The 17,694-nt window shown below is 63.5% G+C and carries 16 protein-coding genes and 3 tRNA genes; 11 read left to right on the top strand and 8 right to left on the bottom strand.

Annotation, left to right across the window (positions count from 1 at the left end; translation table 11 throughout):
• Positions 1 to 1,325, bottom strand: a 1,325-nt coding sequence (locus tag RMQ73_RS13670) for a penicillin acylase family protein (protein WP_310498860.1), incomplete at its 3' end; no start/stop codon positions are given.
• Between the two features lie 38 nt (positions 1,326 to 1,363).
• On the opposite strand from RMQ73_RS13670, the gene RMQ73_RS13665 reads away from it, so the two are divergent.
• A complete protein-coding gene (locus tag RMQ73_RS13665) occupies positions 1,364 to 1,942 on the top strand; it encodes a hypothetical protein (RefSeq protein ID WP_310498859.1) in 579 nt (192 codons plus the stop codon).
• A 10-nt stretch (positions 1,943 to 1,952) separates the two neighbouring features.
• On the opposite strand, the gene RMQ73_RS13660 is transcribed toward RMQ73_RS13665, so the two are convergent.
• Positions 1,953 to 3,695 carry a D-aminoacylase gene (locus RMQ73_RS13660; protein ID WP_310498858.1) on the bottom strand — a complete coding sequence of 581 codons (1,743 nt, stop codon included), beginning with the start codon at positions 3,693 to 3,695 and terminating at the stop codon, positions 1,953 to 1,955.
• A gap of 138 nt (positions 3,696 to 3,833) precedes the next feature.
• Here RMQ73_RS13660 and RMQ73_RS13655 point away from each other — a divergent pair, with 138 nt between their 5' ends.
• Positions 3,834 to 5,207 carry a glutamate--cysteine ligase gene (locus tag RMQ73_RS13655; RefSeq protein WP_310498857.1) on the top strand — a complete coding sequence of 458 codons (1,374 nt, stop codon included), beginning with the start codon at positions 3,834 to 3,836 and terminating at the stop codon, positions 5,205 to 5,207.
• A 531-nt stretch (positions 5,208 to 5,738) separates the two neighbouring features.
• On the opposite strand, the gene rlmB is transcribed toward RMQ73_RS13655, so the two are convergent.
• The 5 genes from rlmB to RMQ73_RS13630 form a co-directional block, all read right to left on the bottom strand.
• Positions 5,739 to 6,497, bottom strand: a complete 759-nt coding sequence (gene rlmB / locus RMQ73_RS13650) for a 23S rRNA (guanosine(2251)-2'-O)-methyltransferase RlmB (protein ID WP_310498856.1) — start codon at positions 6,495 to 6,497, stop codon at positions 5,739 to 5,741.
• Positions 6,498 to 6,552: 55 nt separating this feature from the next.
• The gene (locus RMQ73_RS13645; RefSeq protein ID WP_310498855.1) at positions 6,553 to 6,882 is read right to left on the bottom strand and encodes a hypothetical protein; all 330 of its coding nucleotides are present in this window, start codon (positions 6,880 to 6,882) and stop codon (positions 6,553 to 6,555) included.
• An 84-nt stretch (positions 6,883 to 6,966) separates the two neighbouring features.
• Positions 6,967 to 7,052 (bottom strand) — tRNA-Tyr (locus tag RMQ73_RS13640).
• Positions 7,053 to 7,181: 129 nt separating this feature from the next.
• A complete protein-coding gene (locus RMQ73_RS13635; RefSeq protein ID WP_310498853.1) occupies positions 7,182 to 8,267 on the bottom strand; it encodes a GGDEF domain-containing protein in 1,086 nt (361 codons plus the stop codon).
• Positions 8,268 to 8,433: 166 nt separating this feature from the next.
• A tRNA-Gly gene (locus tag RMQ73_RS13630) sits at positions 8,434 to 8,507 on the bottom strand.
• A 118-nt stretch (positions 8,508 to 8,625) separates the two neighbouring features.
• On the opposite strand from RMQ73_RS13630, the gene RMQ73_RS13625 reads away from it, so the two are divergent.
• From RMQ73_RS13625 to RMQ73_RS13590, 8 genes are all read left to right on the top strand, one after another.
• Positions 8,626 to 8,701: transfer RNA gene (locus RMQ73_RS13625), tRNA-Trp, on the top strand.
• 144 nt (positions 8,702 to 8,845) lie between these two features.
• Positions 8,846 to 9,079 (top strand): preprotein translocase subunit SecE, encoded by a 234-nt coding sequence (secE, locus tag RMQ73_RS13620; protein WP_310498852.1) that lies wholly within the window; start codon positions 8,846 to 8,848, stop codon positions 9,077 to 9,079.
• A 9-nt stretch (positions 9,080 to 9,088) separates the two neighbouring features.
• Positions 9,089 to 9,625 (top strand): transcription termination/antitermination protein NusG, encoded by a 537-nt coding sequence (nusG, locus tag RMQ73_RS13615; RefSeq protein ID WP_310498851.1) that lies wholly within the window; start codon positions 9,089 to 9,091, stop codon positions 9,623 to 9,625.
• Positions 9,626 to 9,685: 60 nt separating this feature from the next.
• Positions 9,686 to 10,120, top strand: coding sequence for a 50S ribosomal protein L11 (gene rplK, locus RMQ73_RS13610; RefSeq protein ID WP_310498850.1), 435 nt, complete (start codon positions 9,686 to 9,688; stop codon positions 10,118 to 10,120).
• 1 nt (position 10,121) lies between these two features.
• Positions 10,122 to 10,823: a 50S ribosomal protein L1 gene (gene rplA, locus RMQ73_RS13605; RefSeq protein WP_310498861.1), complete on the top strand. Its 702-nt coding sequence runs from the start codon at positions 10,122 to 10,124 to the stop codon at positions 10,821 to 10,823.
• A 416-nt stretch (positions 10,824 to 11,239) separates the two neighbouring features.
• On the top strand, positions 11,240 to 11,755 hold the full coding sequence (rplJ, locus tag RMQ73_RS13600; protein ID WP_310498849.1) for a 50S ribosomal protein L10: 516 nt from the start codon (positions 11,240 to 11,242) through the stop codon (positions 11,753 to 11,755).
• A gap of 41 nt (positions 11,756 to 11,796) precedes the next feature.
• Positions 11,797 to 12,168, top strand: coding sequence for a 50S ribosomal protein L7/L12 (gene rplL / locus RMQ73_RS13595; protein WP_310498848.1), 372 nt, complete (start codon positions 11,797 to 11,799; stop codon positions 12,166 to 12,168).
• 124 nt (positions 12,169 to 12,292) lie between these two features.
• Positions 12,293 to 12,700, top strand: coding sequence for a cupin (locus RMQ73_RS13590; protein ID WP_310498847.1), 408 nt, complete (start codon positions 12,293 to 12,295; stop codon positions 12,698 to 12,700).
• Positions 12,701 to 12,788: 88 nt separating this feature from the next.
• On the opposite strand, the gene RMQ73_RS13585 is transcribed toward RMQ73_RS13590, so the two are convergent.
• A complete protein-coding gene (locus tag RMQ73_RS13585; RefSeq protein WP_310498846.1) occupies positions 12,789 to 13,388 on the bottom strand; it encodes an opacity protein in 600 nt (199 codons plus the stop codon).
• Between the two features lie 475 nt (positions 13,389 to 13,863).
• Between RMQ73_RS13585 and rpoB the strand changes: the two genes are divergently transcribed.
• Positions 13,864 to 17,694: DNA-directed RNA polymerase subunit beta (gene rpoB / locus RMQ73_RS13580; RefSeq protein WP_310498845.1), on the top strand; the 3,831-nt coding region annotated here is incomplete at its 3' end.

Genomic DNA, 17,694 nt, shown 5'->3' with positions numbered 1-17,694 from the left:
CCCGCCGCGCGCAGCGGCACGAAGCCGCCCGGCGCCCAGCCGATGTCGCCGCCTCGCGCCGCAAACAACAGGTTGAGCGGCGGCGCGCCCCAATGGTTGCGGGCGATGAGGAAATCCTGCCAGGTTTTCGCCTGCCAGGCCCAGCTTGCGTTGAAATAGGCCGAGGCACCGGGCCGCGCCCAGGTGGCACGCAGCGAAAAGGCGCGGCCCGAGCCGGCATCTTGATGGATGACGGGGTCTGGCCCGTCGAACATCATCGTGACAATGCGCGGCGCCTCGCCCCGGACGGCGATGCTGTCGGTGGTCGTGGTGAATTTCGCACCCGTGGCGTGGACAACCAGATCCTGCTGGTCGATCGCCGAGATGGTCAGCGCCCAGGCGACATCGGCGTTGTGCCCAAAGCTGATGCCGGGCAGCGCGGGTTCGCCGGCGCCGGCGAGTTTCAGCTCGGGCGTGTCGATGTGGGAGACGTAGCGCAGACTTGGCACGCCGTGCGCGCGGTGCGGGTCATTGGCCAAAATCGGCCGGCCGGTGCTGGAGCGTGACGACGCGATCACCCAGTTGTTGGACCCTTCCAGCGTTTCGGGATCGAGGCTGGCCAGCACGGGCCGCGTGCCATCGAACCGCACATCGCCGGTGCCAAGCGCATAGTCGCCCAGCACATCGGCCGGGATGCTGCACGGGTCGAGGCCCCCCGGGATTGTCACCGCATGGGCCGGCGCCAACTGGCGGCGCAGCGGTTCCAGCCGCGCATCGCCGGTGCACAGGGCGCGGGCACGGGCCACTTCGGACGCGACATTGCTGGCCAGCGCATTGGAGCGGATGCGGACCACGTCATCTGCGCTCCATGGTTCAGGCGCTGTGCCGGTGGCGGCAAATTCGGCTGGTAGCGGCTGGCGGCCGGCGGCGGTGTCGGCAATGAAGGCGTTGATGCCGGCGACAAAGCCCTGCGTCCATGATTTGGCATCGGCCGGATAGGCGGCCCATTCGGCGGCCATGTCGCCGCGGTACAGGAACAGCCGCGATGCCCGGTCCTGTGCGACATAGGCCGGGCCAAAGCTGGCAGCCAGCCGCCCCAGCCCGCGCTTGCGCCACAGGTCGATCTGCCACAACCGGTCACGCGCGGCGGCATAGCCCTGCAGGAAAAACCCGTCGCGGGCGTTTGCCGCGCGAATATGCGGGATGCCGTGGTGATCGATGATGATCTCGCCGGGTGCCGACAGGCCTGGCAGGGCACGGTTTTCGATGCGCACCGTCGGCGGCAGTTCGGCCGCCGCTGCGCTGCCCATCAGGGCCGCCATTGCCATCATGCCTGTGCGCCGCATCTGCTTGCCCCCATGGTTCACCTTGTTATGCATCATCCATGATTGATGCAGCGACGCAATGGGCGAGCCAGGACGCCGGGACTTTGCCATGGGTTGCCGTGGCCGGCTATGTTGCGGGCGCGGCGCTGTGCGGCTGGCAGCGCGGCTGCGAGAGCGGCAGGGCGCCGCCGCGCGAGCGGCTGTTCTGGACGCTGGCGGCGTTGGCCATGCTGGCGCTGGGCATCAACAAGCAGCTTGATCTGCAAACGGCGCTGACCGCCTTTGGCCGACAATGGGCGCGCAGCGGCGGCTGGTATGAACAGCGCCGCGCGTTTCAGGCAGGGCTGGTGATGGCTGCCGTCGTCGCGGCGGTGATTGCCGCTGGAGCGCTGGGCTGGCTGGTCCGGGGCCTGCGCGCGGGCGTCATCGTGGCGCTGGCCGGCCTATGCCTGCTCGGCCTGTTCGTGCTGATCCGCGCGGCGTCGTTTCACCATATCGATGTCGCGCTGCGCACAGCCGTGTTGGGTCTGAAACTGCATGCCGTGCTGGAGCTTGCGGGCATTGCCGTGGTGATTGCCGGGGCGCTGCTGCGATCGCCCCGGCCCGCGCCAGGGCGCCGGCCGGGGTATCACCGCTAGGAATTGTGCCTCACTCCGCCGCCATCGCCACCGCCGGATTGGCCTGGGGCCCGCGAATCAGCGTGCCGGGCAGGGCGCCGGTCATGACGCCGTCGCGGAAGGTGACCTGGCCATTTTTCAGCGTCATCATATAACCATCGGCGCGCTGAAGCAGGCGTTTTCCGCCTGCCGGCAGGTCGAACGCCAGCCATGGCTTGCCCAGCTTGATGGCGCCCATGTCGATGATGTTGATATCGGCCAGATAACCGGGGCGCAGCAGGCCGCGATCATCCAGGCCATACAGTCGCGCCGTGTCATGGCATTGCCGCTTGATGGCCTGTTCCAGCGAAATCGTGCCGCGTGTCCGCTCCTTGACCCAGTGCTGGAGCAGGAATGTCGGCGAGGCGGCATCGCAGATGGTGCCGCAGTGCGCGCCGCCATCGGACAACGAAACCACCGTGTCGTCGCGTTCGAGCAGGCCCTTGATGAAATCCAGATTGCCATCGGCATAGTTCAGGATCGGGAAATAGATGAAGCCGGTGCCGCCGTCCGATGACAGCAGGTCATAGGCATATTCCGCTGCCGGCTTGCCGGCAGCCTTCGCCAGCGCCTCGATGGTTTCGGTTTGCGTCGGTTCATAGTCAAAGCCTTCGCCCATGCCATATTGCAGGCCGAAACCCAGCGCGACTGCGTACAGCAGCGGCAGCACGTCCGATTCGGGATAGACATTGTCCTCTGCGAGCAACTGCGCCTTCCAGGCCGGGTCGCTGACATGCGCCCACTGCTGTTCCCATGGCAGGTTTTCGATGGCCACCCACGACGGCTTGAAGCGGAACGGATGCACGGTGCCGCGCCACGCCATCAATATGCCGGTGCCGCGCAGCGCGATCTGGGCAACGATGTTGGCGCCATCGGCATTCCAGCGCGCGGTTTCGGCCATCTGTTCTTCCCAGGGCAGTTCCTTGGCAATGGATTGCAGCATGGCAAAGGTCACGGGCAGGCCGGTTTCCTTGCTGAGCGCGCCCATCCAGCCAAACTCGTCCCATTCCCGTTTCAGGTCACTGGCCATTTCGAACACGCCGTGGCCGGCGCGGGCAACCGCGCGGCCGATGCCGATCAGTTCTTCCTTGGTGGCGGTGGTGCCGGGCACCAGCACGCCGTCGATGGATTTGTGCAGCACGGTGCGGCTGGTCGAAAAGCCGAGCGCGCCGGCCCGCAATCCTTCCTCGACGATGGCCGACATCTGGGCGATTTCATGTTCGGTGGGCGCCTCGTTGTTGGCGCCGCGTTCTCCCATGACATAGGCGCGCACAGCGCCGTGCGGCACATGCGTCGCCACATCAATGGTGCGGGCGCGCTGTTCGAGCGCATCGAGATATTCGGGAAACGTTTCCCAGTTCCACGGCATGCCTTCGGCCAGCGCTGTGCCGGGAATGTCCTCCACCCCCTCCATCAGGCCGATTAGCCATTGGTGCTTGTCGGGCTTGGCCGGTGCAAATCCGACACCGCAATTGCCCATGACGACTGTGGTGACACCGTGCCATGACGACGGCGCCATTTCCGAATCCCAGGTGGCCTGGCCGTCATAATGGGTGTGGATATCGACAAAGCCCGGCGCCACCACCAGGCCGGCGGCATCGATCTCGTCGCGGCCTTTGGCAGTCACAGTGCCGACCGCCGTGATCCGCCCGGCGTCGATGGCGATATCGCCGGTGAACGCAGTCGCGCCGCTGCCATCGACGATGGTGCCGCCGCGAATGACCAGATCATGCATGTGCGCTCTCCTGACTGCCGGGATGCGTGCATGATGGCATGAAGCGCCCGCCACCGGCACTATGAATTGCGCGAAGCGCCAGCGAAGGCCGGCAAGGCTCAATTGCGCAGCCTCGCACGCCCGGCTAAAGCACTTGCCATGAGCAACCAGCTTTCCATCACCGGCGACGACGCAATCATCGAAACCCGTGACCAGATGGTTGCGGTATTCGACAAGGGCAGCAAGCCGCCTGCTGATTGGCGCATCGGCACCGAACATGAAAAATTCGTCTATCGCACCGCCGATCACCGCGCGCCTTCCTACGACGAAGCCGGCGGTATTCGCGACCTGCTGATGGGCATGACCCGGTTCGGTTGGGAACCCGTCATGGAAGGCGGGAACGTCATTGCGCTCAAGGGTGCCGATGGCGCCATCAGCCTTGAACCGGCCGGCCAGTTCGAACTGTCGGGTGCCGCGCTCGAAACGCTCCACCAGACCTGCGCCGAATCGAACCGCCACCTCAAGCAATGCCGCGAGATAGGGGGCGAGCTGGGGCTGGGCTTTCTCAGCCTCGGGTTCTGGCCCGACAAGGCGCGTTCCGAACTGCCTGTGATGCCAAAGGGCCGTTATGTCATCATGCGGGCGCACATGCCGCGCGTCGGCAGCCTCGGCCTCGACATGATGCTGCGCACCTGCACCATCCAGACCAATCTCGATTACGCCAGCGAAGCCGATATGGTGATGAAGTTCCGGGTCAGCATGGCGCTGCAACCGCTGGCCACGGCCTTGTTCGCCAACTCGCCGTTTACCGAACGGCGCCCCAACGGCTTCAAGTCGTTCCGCAGCCATATCTGGACCGACACCGATCCGGCGCGCACCGGCACGCTGCCGTTCGTGTTCGAGGACGGCTTCGGCTTTGAACGCTACACCGATTACGCGCTCGATGTGCCGATGTACTTTGTCTACCGCGACGGCAAATACATCGATGCCGCCGGCCACAGCTTCCGTGATTTCCTGGCCGGCAAGCTGGCAGTGCTGCCGGGTGAAAAGCCGCGCGTCGGCGACTGGAAGGACCATCTGTCCACGGCGTTTCCCGAAGTCCGGATGAAGGGCTATCTTGAAATGCGCGGCGCCGATGGCGGACGGTGGGACCGGATCTGCGCGCTGCCGGCGCTATGGGTCGGGCTGCTCTACGACGATGTCGCCCTCGATGCCGCCTGGCAACTGGTCAAGGGCTGGACACCGGACGACCATGACCGTCTGCGCCGCGAAGTGCCGCGTCTGGCGTTGCAGGCTGCCAGCCCGAATGGCGGCACCTTGCAGGATCTGGCCAAGGTGGTGCTCGACATTGCCGACAAGGGCCTGGCGAGGCGCGCGCGGTTGAACGGCTCCGGCGATACCGAGCAGGGCTTTCTGGGCCCGCTGCGCGAGATTGCGGCGTCTGGCATGACCAACGCCGACCGCATGCTGGCATCCTTCGCTGGCGACTGGGCCGGCGATGTGTCTAACGCCTATGCCGCCGAAAGCTATTGAGGCGGCTCACTCGCTGTTTCGACCTCTTGCGCAGATGACTTGCGCCCTCTCATTTGACAACGAACCATCGGATGTCGCGCCCCTTAAGCAAGATTGGTATGGTGAGAAATAGATGTAGAGCGCGGTGCAGGCCACTAGCCCTGCCACCAAAACGAGTGCCATTTTAAGTTGATCGCTGATGCCAAACCTTAGTGCCGTGTATCGTTGTTGTATCAAAAGTCGTTTATGACACTGCTGCCGGAGCAGATCGCATCAATTTCACGGTGCAAGTAGATGTCATCTAATGCTGCTCGGGCGCCAATAAAGCCTTTGGCTCGAAGTTACAATTCGACAGATCGGCAGTTTAGGTACTGGCGGGTGTCAGCCAGTTAAATGGCTTGTTCACGGATTTTACTTGTCTCTGCTTCACCAGCCATAAAAATTGTTCAGCCTTGCTTTGCTCAGCCTTGCTTTGCTCAGTAGCACGCCGGGATGCTGAAACTTTTCAGCATGGCAAAGGTAATTCGGCAATAGGCCTGAATCGATGTGTATCTAAAGCCCGCGCCGCGCCGCCGCATAAAGCGCAATCGCGGCGGCGTTCGACACGTTCAGGCTTTCGACGCCGGTGATCGGCAGTTTGGCGATCTGGTCGCAGCGTTCCACCGTCAGCGCCCGCATGCCTTCGCCTTCGGCGCCCAGCACCAGCACCGGCTGGGTCTTGCCCATGGCGGTTTCCAGTTCGACTTCGGCGCTGCCATCCAGGCCGATGCGCCAGAAGCCGGCTTCGGCCATTTCGTCCAGTGCGCGGGCAAGGTTGACCACCCGGCACCACGGCAGATGTTCGAGCGCGCCCGATGCGGACTTTGCCAGCACGCCGGTTTCGCCGGGGCTGTGCCGGTCTTGCGTCACCAGCGCGCGGGCGCCGAACGCCAGTGCCGAGCGCATGATGGCGCCGACGTTGTGCGGGTCGGTGACCTGGTCGAGCACAACGATCGGGCGGTTCTTGCCGTCTTCGATCGCGGCGGCAAGAATATCGCCCAGCCACACCGATTCGAGCGGTTCGACTTCGAGGACATAGCCTTGGTGCGGCGCATCGGTTGGCACCATCCGGCCCAGATCATGGTCGTCGCCATATTGCACGTTGATGCCCGGCGGCAGGTCCAGCGTCTTGGCCGTGGCCGGCGTCAGCCACAATTTGCGGAATTCCCGGTCGGGATTGTCCAGGGCCGCAAACACGGCGTGGCGGCCATACAGGCGCGGGAAGAGGCTTTTGTGCCCCTGCTGGTTTTTCGGTTGTGGTCTGCGTCCCATGGCGGCGCCTTTAGCGCGCGCCGCCGCGCTTGTCGCCCCCCGCCGGCGTGTCCGGTTACTGCGGCAGGTTTTCGGCCGCCTGCGCCGCCTGCCGTTTGGCCAGTTCATTGGCCGTGTAGTTAAGCACCAGGCCCTTGGAACCCGGGCCAAAGGCGGTACGCGGTACGGTCACCGGCCCGGTATCACCGCGCACGACAATGCCGGATTTCGCCACCGATTCTACGATCGCGATCTGGCGTCCGGTCGGGCCGAACACCGGGGCGCCGACACGCAGATTGGCCCTGACATAATCACTGCCGGAAACGCCCTGCGCAAAGGCAGCGGTAGCGAGCGCAGCGGGCGCCAGAACGGCGAGAGCAAGCGCAACGGGGACAATACGGATCATGGCAAGGCTCCGACCAACAAGAATATCATCGTGCCGGAACGGATCCGAACCCTGCATGAACAAATCGCAATGTTGCGGAAAAAATGGTGGAGGGGGTTGGATTTGAACCAACGTAGGGAAAACCCGGCAGATTTACAGTCTGCTGCCATTGACCGCTCGGCCACCCCTCCATTTGCTGCGCGCCATGGGCGTGCCGCAAGGGCCGGCCTAGTGGGACAACGCCTGCGCCCTGTCAACGCCTGCCACGGTTTTTTCAACGCCTGCCACGGTTTTGGCCGCGCTTTTTTTGCGTCGGCGCCTCAGCTGCGGTCGGGCACCACCCGGTCGCGGCCCATGCGCTTGGCCGTGTATAGCGCCTGGTCGGCACGTTCGAGAAGCCGGTCGGCATTGTCGCTGGGCCGGTCCTGCGCCACCCCGGCGGAAAAGCTGATGCGCCCCATGCTCGATCCATCGACGGCGCTGCGCAGCACCTGGCCGGCCAGTTCGGCGCGGATACGGTCGATTCGCCCCGTTGCCGGTAGCGCGCCCAATCCCGGAAAGATCGCCACAAACTCCTCGCCGCCCAGCCGGCCGACGGTGCCGCCCTGCGGCTCGACCCGGTCGGCCAGGTGCCGGGCGACAAACACCAGCACATCATCCCCCATGGCGTGGCCAAACCGGTCGTTGAACCGCTTGAAATGATCGATATCGACGACCGACACGGCGCAGGGCACGGCATTTGCACGCGATTCGACCTGCGCCTTCTCGATGGCCGCAATGGTGCCGCGCCGGTTGAGCACGCCGGTCAGCACATCGGTGATCGCCGCGCGCTCGGCCGAGGTCAGCTTTTCACTCAACGCCCGCGCCTCGGTGGCAGCGGTTTCCAGCTCGGTCAGCAGCCTCGCGTTGGCCGCCTGCATCGCCGAGGTCGCCGCGCCCAGCTGTTCGAGCAGCGCCGCCAGCCCCTGCGAATCAAGCGTGGCAGCAAGGCGTTCGCCGCCATCGGCAATGGCGCGGCCATAATCGGCCAGGTCGGTCTGGCCATCGGCAATCCGCCGGGTCAGCGCGTCGGCCTGGCCCTGGGCGGCGGCAACCAGCGCCGACACATCGCCCTGGCTCAATTGTCCCATGTATTTGTGACGCAGCGCCGCAATGGTCTCGGGCGTCAGCGCATTTTCGGCCATTGCCCGGTCCACGGCGAGGCTGAGTTCATGGTCCTCGTCGCGCACATAGCGCCAGAGCAGCTCGTAGACCGGCGGTTCGGGCGGCAGAAGGGCGCGCACGAGAAGGTTGCGGATCTGGTCGAACCACACCATCGGGCCGCTGCCGGTGGGAAAGGCGCGGCCCAGATCGGCCGGCGCCGCCACTTCCTGGCTGGCCAGCATTGGGCCGGGTTGGTGTTGCATTGTCCCTGTCTCCCGCGTGTTGGTTGGGACAACGGCGGGGGTAGGGGGGTGTTTCGGGGGTATTTGGGCGCGGGCGCGTGCAATGCGTTGCCCCTCTCGCGCTGGCGGGAAGGGCGAGCGATGCGCGTGTTGCTGCATCTCGCACTGCCCGCACGCCCGGCTGCGATGGAGCGGGTAGCGGGGATCGAACCCGCATCACTAGCTTGGAAGGCTAGTGCTCTACCATTGAGCTATACCCGCACAGGTGCGCCGGTTCCCTTACCCGCCAGTGCCGCTGCTTTCAACCGTGCGTGCGCAGCGCGCCCGCTTTCAACCTTGCGTGCGCAGCGCGCCGCCGTTATAGCCCCGGCCCGACCCTAGGAGTGTAGCTCAGCTGGTAGAGCATCGGTCTCCAAAACCGAGGGCCGGGGGTTCGAGCCCCTCCACTCCTGCCAGTCGGCCCCTTGAAACGGTCCGGCAGGCACCGAAGATCCTGGCAACTTCCAGGGTTGGGTCTGATGTTTTCGCCGGTATCGGGTGGGCCCCGTGCCGGTTATTGGTGTTTTTGCGGCCCATGTTGTGCAGGATTGGCTGATTCGATGGCAATTGAGGCAAAGACGGAAAGCAAGGCGACCAAGCCCCGCGTCAGCGTGGGTGAGTTCGTGCGCCAGGTGCGCGTCGAGGCTGCCCGCATCGTCTGGCCGACCCTGCCCGATACCGTTCGCATGACGATCATGGTGATCATCATGGCCACGGTGCTTGCACTGTTCTTCCTTGCCATCGACCAGGTGCTTGGCAACATCGTCAAATTTCTCCTCAGCCTCGCCGCCTAAAGGATATCCATGTCGCGCTGGTACATCATCCACGCCTATTCCGGCTTTGAGAACAAGGTTCGCGACGCGATCCTGAGCGAGGCCCGGCGCATGGGCCTCGACGGCTTCATCGAAGAAGTCTCGGTCCCGACCGAGAGCGTCAACGAAGTGTTCAAGGGCAAGAAGCGCGTTGTCGAGAAGAAGGTGTTTCCCGGCTATGTGCTGGCGAAGCTGATGATGACCGACGATGTCTATCACCTCGTCAAGAACACGCCCAAGGTCACCGGCTTTCTGGGCACCCAGAACAAGCCGCAGCCGATCACCGAGAGCGAGGCCAGCCGCATCCTCAACATCAAGGTGGAGGAAACGCCGGCAGCCAAGATCAAGAAAAAAGCGAATTTCGAAATCGGCGACCAGGTCCGCGTTCTCGACGGTCCGTTCGCCTCGTTCAACGGCCTTGTCGAAGAAATCGACTTCGACCATGGCCGCGTCAAGGTTTCGGTGTCCATTTTCGGCCGGGCTACCCCGGTGGAGTTGGGCTTCGAACAGGTCGAAAAGCAGAAGTAACTCGACCTTTCACCGTGGGAGGCCTGTCGGGGCCGTTTGCACCACTACAGGAGAGCCAATATGGCAAAGAAGATTACAGGCTATATCAAGCTGCAGGTGAAAGCCGGCAGCGCCAACCCGTCCCCGCCAATCGGTCCGGCACTGGGCCAGCGCGGCGTCAACATCATGGAATTCTGCAAGGCGTTCAACGCCAAGACCGAATCCCTTGAAAAGGGCACCCCGATCCCGACCGTCATCACGGTCTATGCCGATCGCTCGTTCAGCTTCATCACCAAGACGCCGCCGGCTTCGTTCCTGCTCAAGCAGGCTGCCGGCCTGAAGTCCGGCGGCACGACGCCGGGCAAGGGCGCAGCCGCAGGTTCGGTGACGAGCTCGCAGATCAAGGCGATTGCACAGACCAAGATGGCCGATCTCAATGCGAACGACATCGCCATGGCGATGCGCACGATCGAAGGCAGCGCCCGCGCAATGGGCCTCGAAGTGGTGGAGGGCTGATATCATGGCACTGAGCAAGAAAGCCAAGGCACTCGCAGCGTCTGTTGACCGCGAGATGCTGTACGACCTCGACACCGCGCTGGCGATGGTCAAGACCAACGCCACCGCCAAGTTCGATGAAACGATCGAAGTCGCCATCAACCTCAACGTCGATCCGCGCCACGCCGACCAGATGGTCCGCGGCGTTGTCACCCTGCCCAAGGGCACCGGCAAGACAGTGCGTGTCGGCGTGTTCGCTCGCGGCGCCAAGGCCGATGAAGCCAAGGCAGCCGGCGCAGACGTCGTTGGCGCCGAAGACCTGCTCGAACTGGTTCAGGGCGGCACGATCAATTTTGATCGCTGCATCGCCACGCCGGACATGATGGGTCTGGTTGGTCGTCTCGGCAAGATCCTGGGGCCAAAGGGCATGATGCCCAACCCCAAGCTCGGCACCGTCACGATGAACGTCGGTGAAGCCGTCAAGGCAGCCAAGGGCGGCCAGGTCGAATACCGTGTCGAAAAGGCCGGGATCATCCATGGCATGCTCGGCAAGGCCAGCTTTCCGCAGGCCGATCTGCGCGCCAATTTCGACGCGCTGCTCGATGCCGTGGTCCGGGCCAAGCCGACCGGCGCCAAGGGCAAGTATCTGCAAAAGGTCGCCGTCAGCTCGACGATGGGCGCCGGCGTCAAGGTCGATACCCAGACGGTCGGCCATTCGGTCTGACTTGATCCGCACGAACACGAAGGGGCCGGGAGAGCGATCTCCCGGCCCTTTTTGCGTGTCATGCGCGGCCCGATCATGCGCTGGCGGGATTGCGCTCCCGCATAAAGCCCCCTTGGCATTTGCCCATGTCTGCTGTAGTGCGCGCTCTTCATCGGTCCAGACCGGGGTGCGAAACCGCCTGGCAACCGACCGTCCAAGACTGTGGGTGGCGTTCGCGCCTTAAGCCTTTGGGGCCCGCACGAGACGAAGAGCGATTGTTGCCGGCCCGTGTGGCCCGGCATCTCGTATCATCGTTGGACGGGCCATGTCGCCCGGTTTCCCCGGTCCGGCCTGGCTCCGCCGGCACGGGTTCCTTGTGGGTCCGTGTCAAAACCCGACCTGTCCCGGCCTTGCCGGGGCAACGCTAAGGAGAGAGCATGGATCGCTCGCAAAAATCCGAGGTGGTCTCTGGTCTTGCCAAGACGCTGGCCGAAACGTCTGTGGTTGTGGTTACCCGCAACCATGGCCTGACGGTCGCCCAGGCGTCGGATCTGCGCAACAAGATGCGCAGCGCCGGTGCCAGCTTCAAGGTGACCAAGAACAGCCTGGCGCGCATCGCGCTTGAAGGCACGCCTTACCAGCCGCTCGGCGACATGCTGACCGGCCCCGTCGGCCTTGCCACTTCGACCGACCCGGTCGCAGCTGCCAAGATCGCCGTGGAATTCGCCAAGACGACCGACAAGTTCGAAATCGTCGGCGGCGCAATGGGCAACACGATGCTCGACATCAATGGCGTCAAGGCTCTGGCCTCGCTGCCGTCGCTGGACGAACTTCGCGCCAAGATCATCGGCCTCGTCAACGCGCCTGCCACCAAGCTCGCCCAGCTGGCCTCTGCGCCCGCCGGCAAGCTGGCCCGCGTTTTCGCTGCCTATGCCGACAAAGATGCCGCTTGAGCATCACGTTTACCCAAATTTTTTGATATTGGAGAATACCCATGGCTGACCTGAACGCAATCGTTGAACAGCTTTCCGCCCTGACCGTGCTGGAAGCCGCTGACCTCGCCAAGATGCTCGAAGAAAAGTGGGGCGTGTCCGCCGCTGCTGCCGTTGCCGTTGCCGGCCCGGCCGCTGCTGCTGCTCCCGCTGTCGAAGAAAAGACCGAATTCGACGTCATCCTGACCGGCGACGGCGGCAAGAAGATCAACGTCATCAAGGAAGTCCGCGCCATCACCGGCCTGGGCCTGACCGAAGCCAAGACGCTGGTCGAATCCGCTCCCAAGGCGATCAAGGAAGGCATCTCCAAGGCTGACGCCGAAAAGATCAAGGCTCAGCTCGAAGCTGCCGGCGGTACTGTCGAACTCAAGTAAGCTGCACGGCAGCGGCGCTTTTGCCGCGGCCATCGCAAAACAAGGGGCGGCTCCACCCGGGGCCGCCCCTTTTCTTTGTTCGCCGCATAGGGCAGACTTGTTGTCTGGGTTCACTGGCAAGGCCATGGCAATGCCTCACCGTCTCGACCGGCATTTCCTCCACCTTGGTCTTGGCGCCGTCGCCATCCCCCAGCCCGAGTTCACCGGCACCGACTGGTATGAGGCGTATGGCGCCCGCCACGACGCCGATGGTGCCGAAGGCCGGCTGGTCAGCCTGTTCACCTTCACGAGCGATTGGGACAGCTGGGAAATGCACCCGCATGGTGAAGAGGTCGTTCTGTGCACGGCTGGCTGCATGACCATCCACCAGGAATTTGCCGATGGCACGTTGGCGCAGGTCACGCTTGGTCCCGGCGAATATGCTATCAATCCGCCGGGCTGCTGGCACACAGCAGATGTCGAGGGGGCCGCGACCGCGGTGTTCATAACCGCAGGCCTGAACACCCAGGGCCGCCCCAGGTTCCGCAACTGAAAACGCGTCCGCAACTGAAAACGCGTGCGCAACTGAAAAGGGCGACCCCGCAAGGAGCCGCCCTGTCCATCAGGCCATCATGCCGTGATCAAAAGTGGAAGATGATGCCGGCCATCGGGCGAATGCTCTGCAAGTCGTAGCTTTCGACCAACAGTCGCAGGCGAGGCCCGGCCCGGCCGGTCACGCCGCCGAGGCCGATGTCCTTCGGGCCGACCTCGACGCCCAATCCGTACACCCAATCCTTGCGGTTCTGGAACATGCTGTTGTTGCGCATGTCGATCCAGGTGTGACCGAAGCTGCCATAGACAAGCCCGCTGTCACCTATGCGGAAACCGGCGCGGGCGCGGGCGCCATATTCCCAGTTGATCGGGCCAAAACCCTTGGCTCCGAACCCTTCGACGCCGACAAACAACGGTCCCAACGGGATGTTGGCGCCGATGACGCCTTCGATCTGAGCGCCGGCGAGGCGCTGTCCTGCGGCGTTGATGGCGCCCGGCTTGTTGCGATCGAAACTGTCATAGCCGCCGAGGATGCCGAAATAGGGTTCGAAGCCGAAGGGCCGCGAACCATCGGGTGCGCGCGCCGACGCAGTGTCAGGTGTGCCGGCGCTGTCCTGCGCCAACGCAGGCACGGCAAGGGATAGCGCAAGCAATATGGCAGCCGCATTGGCAGCAAAGGGGGTGGTCATGCGAAAACTCCTGAAAACGCAAGGCAACTGATACCGACCGAACGTCGGTCCAGTGCGGTCAATGGCCGGCGACGGGGTCTGGTTCCGCTGCAAAAGGGATCAACAGTCGTTGCTGTTGCGTTTGCGCCAGAACGATGCCTTTCTGCACCACCGGTCACGACGCGTTCCCACTCGCGCTGTCCCCCGACCGTCGTTGGCTCCTGCTCCGGCCAGGCGCCCGAAGATTCCCCCTTTCCCAAATCCAACATCGTCCCTATGTAGGCGTTTCAGAGATCGGGCGTTTGTCCCGATCGGCCTGCTTTTCCACGAGACACGGCCCGTTTGCGCGATCGGGCCGCGAAGGATGGGGAAAGGCTTGGCTTTTCATCGCCATTTGCCGTGCGGCATTCCGACCCATCGGAATGTTGTGCGGTTTTCGTTGTCCTCCGGCACCCCGGCGGCGACAGATCATTTTGGAATAGGGCGAAACGATCACATGGCCACCCAGATGAAGCCGCAGGGCAGCAAGATTTTCAACAGCCGCCGCCGTATCCGCAAGACATTCGGCAAGATCGGCGAGGTGGTGCAGATGCCCAACCTCATCGAGGTGCAGCGCGAAAGCTACGAGCAGTTCCTGCGCTCCAACCCGGCGACCGGCTATGTGTCCGGCCTGGAAAAGACGCTGCGTTCGGTGTTCCCGATTCGCGATTTCGCCGGCACAGCCGAGCTGGATTTCGTGCATTACGAACTCGAAGATCCCAAGTACGACACCGACGAATGCCGCCAGCGGGGCATGACCTATGCAGCGCCGATGCGCGTGACGCTGCGCCTGATCGTCTTCGAAGTGGACGCCGACACCGAAACCCGCTCCGTGCTCGATATCAAGGAGCAGGATGTCTACATGGGCGACATGCCGCTCATGACCGGCAACGGCACCTTCATCATCAACGGCACCGAGCGTGTCATCGTCAGCCAGATGCACCGCAGCCCCGGCGTGTTCTTCGATCATGATCGCGGCAAGACGCACGCATCGGGCAAGTATCTGTTCGCGGCCCGCGTCATTCCGTATCGCGGTTCGTGGCTGGATTTCGAATTCGACGCCAAGGACATCGTCAACGTCCGCATCGATCGCAAGCGCAAGCTGCCGGTGACGACGCTGCTGTATGCCCTGAACTGGAATTCGGAAGAAATCCTCAACCTGTTCTACAACAAGGTTGTCTGGGTGCGCGGCTTTGGCTCGGACGGCACCGCCGGCTGGGTCGTGCCCTATGTCGAAGCCAACTGGCGCGGCCAGAAGCCGAGCTTCGATGTCGTCAACGCTGAGACCGGCGAAGTCATCTTCCCGCTTGGCACCAAGATCACGCCGCGCATGGCCCGCAAGGCCAGCACCGACGGCCTCGCCACCATGTTGATCCCGACTGAAGAAATCTTTGGCCGTTATTCGGCATTCGACCTCATCAACGAGGCAACGGGCGAAATCTACATCGAGGCCGGTGACGAACTCACCGCCGAAAACCTCGAAAAGATCGACAAGTCGGGCCAGTCGTCGATCGACCTGCTCGATATCGATCACGTGGCCACCGGGCCCTGGATCCGCAACACGCTGATGGCCGACAAGGTCGAAGAGCGTGACCATGCCCTGTCGGAAATCTATCGCGTCATGCGCCCCGGCGAGCCGCCGACGCGCGAGACCGCCGAAGCCATGTTCTATGGCCTGTTCTTCGACGCAGATCGCTATGACCTGTCGGCGGTCGGCCGCGTCAAGATGAACATGCGCCTCGACCTTGATGTCGCCGACGACATGACGGTGCTGCGCCGCGAGGACATCCAGTCGGTCATCAAGACGCTGGTCAACCTCAAGGACGGCAAGGGCGAGATCGACGACATCGACAACCTCGGCAACCGCCGTGTCCGCTCGGTCGGCGAACTGCTGGAAAACCAGTATCGCGTCGGGCTGCTGCGCATGGAGCGCGCCGTCAAGGAACGCATGTCCAGCGTCGATATCGACACTGTCATGCCCAATGACCTGATCAACGCCAAGCCTGCCGTTGCGGCCGTGCGCGAATTCTTCGGCTCCTCGCAGCTGTCGCAGTTCATGGATCAGACCAACCCGCTGTCCGAAGTCACCCACAAACGCCGCGTTTCGGCGCTCGGCCCCGGCGGTCTGACCCGCGAACGTGCCGGCTTCGAAGTCCGCGACGTTCACCCGACGCACTATGGCCGCATCTGCCCGATTGAAACGCCCGAAGGCCCGAACATCGGCCTGATCAACAGCCTTGCGACCTTCAGCCGGGTGAACAAATACGGCTTCATCGAAACCCCGTACCGCAAGGTGCTGGACGGCAAGCTGACCGACGACGTCGTCTATCTGTCGGCCATGGAAGAGGCGCGTCACACGATCGCCCAGGCCAACGCCCAGATCGACAGCGAAGGCGCCTTCACCGAGGAACTGATCTCGGCCCGCGAAGCCGGCGAATTCCTGATGGCACCGTCCAGCCAGATCACGCTTGCCGACGTCAGCCCCAAGCAGCTGGTTTCGGTCGCGGCCTCGCTGATTCCGTTCCTGGAAAACGATGACGCCAACCGTGCGCTCATGGGCTCGAACATGCAGCGTCAGGCCGTGCCGTTGGTCAAGGCCGAGGCGCCGTTTGTCGGCACCGGCATGGAAGGCACGGTCGCTCGCGATTCGGGCGCCGCCATCGGTGCGCGCCGCGGCGGTATCGTCGATCAGGTCGATGCCACCCGCATCGTCATCCGCGCCACCGAAGACATCGAACCGGGCAAGTCCGGCGTAGATATCTACACGTTGATGAAGTTCCAGCGTTCCAACCAGTCCACCTGCATCAACCAGCGTCCGCTGGTGACCGTGGGCGACATCGTCACCAAGGGCGACATCATCGCCGATGGTCCCTCGACCGAGGACGGCGAACTGGCGCTGGGCCGCAACGTGCTCGTCGCGTTCATGCCCTGGAACGGCTACAACTATGAGGATTCGATCCTCATCAACGAAAAGATCGTCAAGGAAGACGTGTTCACCTCGATCCACATCGAGGAATTCGAAGTCATGGCCCGCGACACCAAGCTGGGTCCCGAGGACATCACTCGCGACATTCCCAATGTCGGTGAAGACGCCCTGGCCCGTCTCGACGAAGCCGGCATCGTCTATATCGGCGCCGAAGTGGAGCCTGGCGACATCCTGGTCGGCAAGATCACGCCCAAGGGCGAATCGCCGATGACGCCGGAAGAAAAGCTGCTGCGCGCCATCTTTGGTGAAAAGGCCAGCGACGTGCGTGACACCTCGCTCAAGCTGCCGCCGGGCGTTGCCGGCACGATTGTCGATGTCCGCATCTTCAACCGTCACGGCATCGACAAGGATGAGCGCGCACTCCAGATCGAACGCGAGGAAATCGAGCGTCTCGAAAAGGATGCCGCCGATGAACGCGCCATCCTCGACCGCGCCACCTATTCGCGTCTCCAGGGTGCCTTGCTCGGCCAGACGTCGGTTGCAGCGCCCAAGGGCGTGAAAAAGGGCGAGGTCATCGACCACGAACTGCTGGAAGGCCATCCGCGCCGCGAATGGTGGAAGTTCGGCGTTGCCGACGATGCCGTGCAGGCCGGCCTCGAAGCGTTGAAGCAGCAGTGGGACGAGGCACAGACCTCGATCACCGCCAAGCTCGACGACAAGAAGGGCAAGGTCCAGTCCGGCGACGAACTGCCGCCGGGCGTGCTCAAGATGGTCAAGGTCTTTGTCGCGGTTAAGCGCAAGCTGCAGCCGGGTGACAAGATGGCCGGCCGCCATGGCAACAAGGGCGTCATCAGCCGCATCCTGCCGCAGGAAGACATGCCCTTCCTCGCCGACGGGACGCCGGTCGATATCGTGCTCAACCCGCTGGGCGTGCCATCGCGCATGAATGTCGGCCAGATCTTCGAAACCCATCTGGGCTGGGCCGCACGCGGTCTCGGCAAGCAGATCGGTGCGTTGCTGGACGATATCCATCACCGCGTCGAAGGCATCAATTCCGGCGATGCCACCAAGGTCCGCAAGGTGCTTGGCGACATCTACGGCGATCAATATGCCGCTGATGTCGGCGGGCTGGATGATGCCGGCGTGCTCGAACTGGCGGCCAATCTGGCCGGCGGCGTGCCGATGGCAACGCCGGTGTTCGATGGCGCCAAGGAAGCCGATGTCAGCCACATGCTGGAACTGGCCGGGCTGGACACATCGGGCCAGGTGGAATTGTTCGACGGCCGCACCGGCGACGTGTTCGACCGCAAGGTGACCGTGGGCTATATCTACATGCTCAAGCTGCACCATCTGGTCGACGAC

This window comes from Sandarakinorhabdus sp. (assembly GCF_031430775.1).
GTDB lineage: Bacteria > Pseudomonadota > Alphaproteobacteria > Sphingomonadales > Sphingomonadaceae > Sandarakinorhabdus.
Note: the sequence above shows the minus strand (reverse complement) of the source record. Positions and strands in the feature narration are given on the sequence as shown.

What these genes read in the sequence shown, in the direction of transcription:
- rplJ (WP_310498849.1), top strand. Translation starts at nt 11,240, where the DNA reads ATGGATCGCTCGCAAAAATCCGAGGTGGTCTCTGGTCTTGCCAAGACG.
- RMQ73_RS13645 (WP_310498855.1), bottom strand. Translation starts at nt 6,882, where the DNA reads ATGATCCGTATTGTCCCCGTTGCGCTTGCTCTCGCCGTTCTGGCGCCC.
- secE (WP_310498852.1), top strand. Translation starts at nt 8,846, where the DNA reads ATGGCAATTGAGGCAAAGACGGAAAGCAAGGCGACCAAGCCCCGCGTC.
- RMQ73_RS13635 (WP_310498853.1), bottom strand. Translation starts at nt 8,267, where the DNA reads ATGCAACACCAACCCGGCCCAATGCTGGCCAGCCAGGAAGTGGCGGCG.
- rlmB (WP_310498856.1), bottom strand. Translation starts at nt 6,497, where the DNA reads ATGGGACGCAGACCACAACCGAAAAACCAGCAGGGGCACAAAAGCCTC.
- rplL (WP_310498848.1), top strand. Translation starts at nt 11,797, where the DNA reads ATGGCTGACCTGAACGCAATCGTTGAACAGCTTTCCGCCCTGACCGTG.
- RMQ73_RS13655 (WP_310498857.1), top strand. Translation starts at nt 3,834, where the DNA reads ATGAGCAACCAGCTTTCCATCACCGGCGACGACGCAATCATCGAAACC.
- RMQ73_RS13590 (WP_310498847.1), top strand. Translation starts at nt 12,293, where the DNA reads ATGGCAATGCCTCACCGTCTCGACCGGCATTTCCTCCACCTTGGTCTT.
- RMQ73_RS13660 (WP_310498858.1), bottom strand. Translation starts at nt 3,695, where the DNA reads ATGCATGATCTGGTCATTCGCGGCGGCACCATCGTCGATGGCAGCGGC.
- rplK (WP_310498850.1), top strand. Translation starts at nt 9,686, where the DNA reads ATGGCAAAGAAGATTACAGGCTATATCAAGCTGCAGGTGAAAGCCGGC.
- RMQ73_RS13585 (WP_310498846.1), bottom strand. Translation starts at nt 13,388, where the DNA reads ATGACCACCCCCTTTGCTGCCAATGCGGCTGCCATATTGCTTGCGCTA.
- nusG (WP_310498851.1), top strand. Translation starts at nt 9,089, where the DNA reads ATGTCGCGCTGGTACATCATCCACGCCTATTCCGGCTTTGAGAACAAG.
- RMQ73_RS13665 (WP_310498859.1), top strand. Translation starts at nt 1,364, where the DNA reads ATGATTGATGCAGCGACGCAATGGGCGAGCCAGGACGCCGGGACTTTG.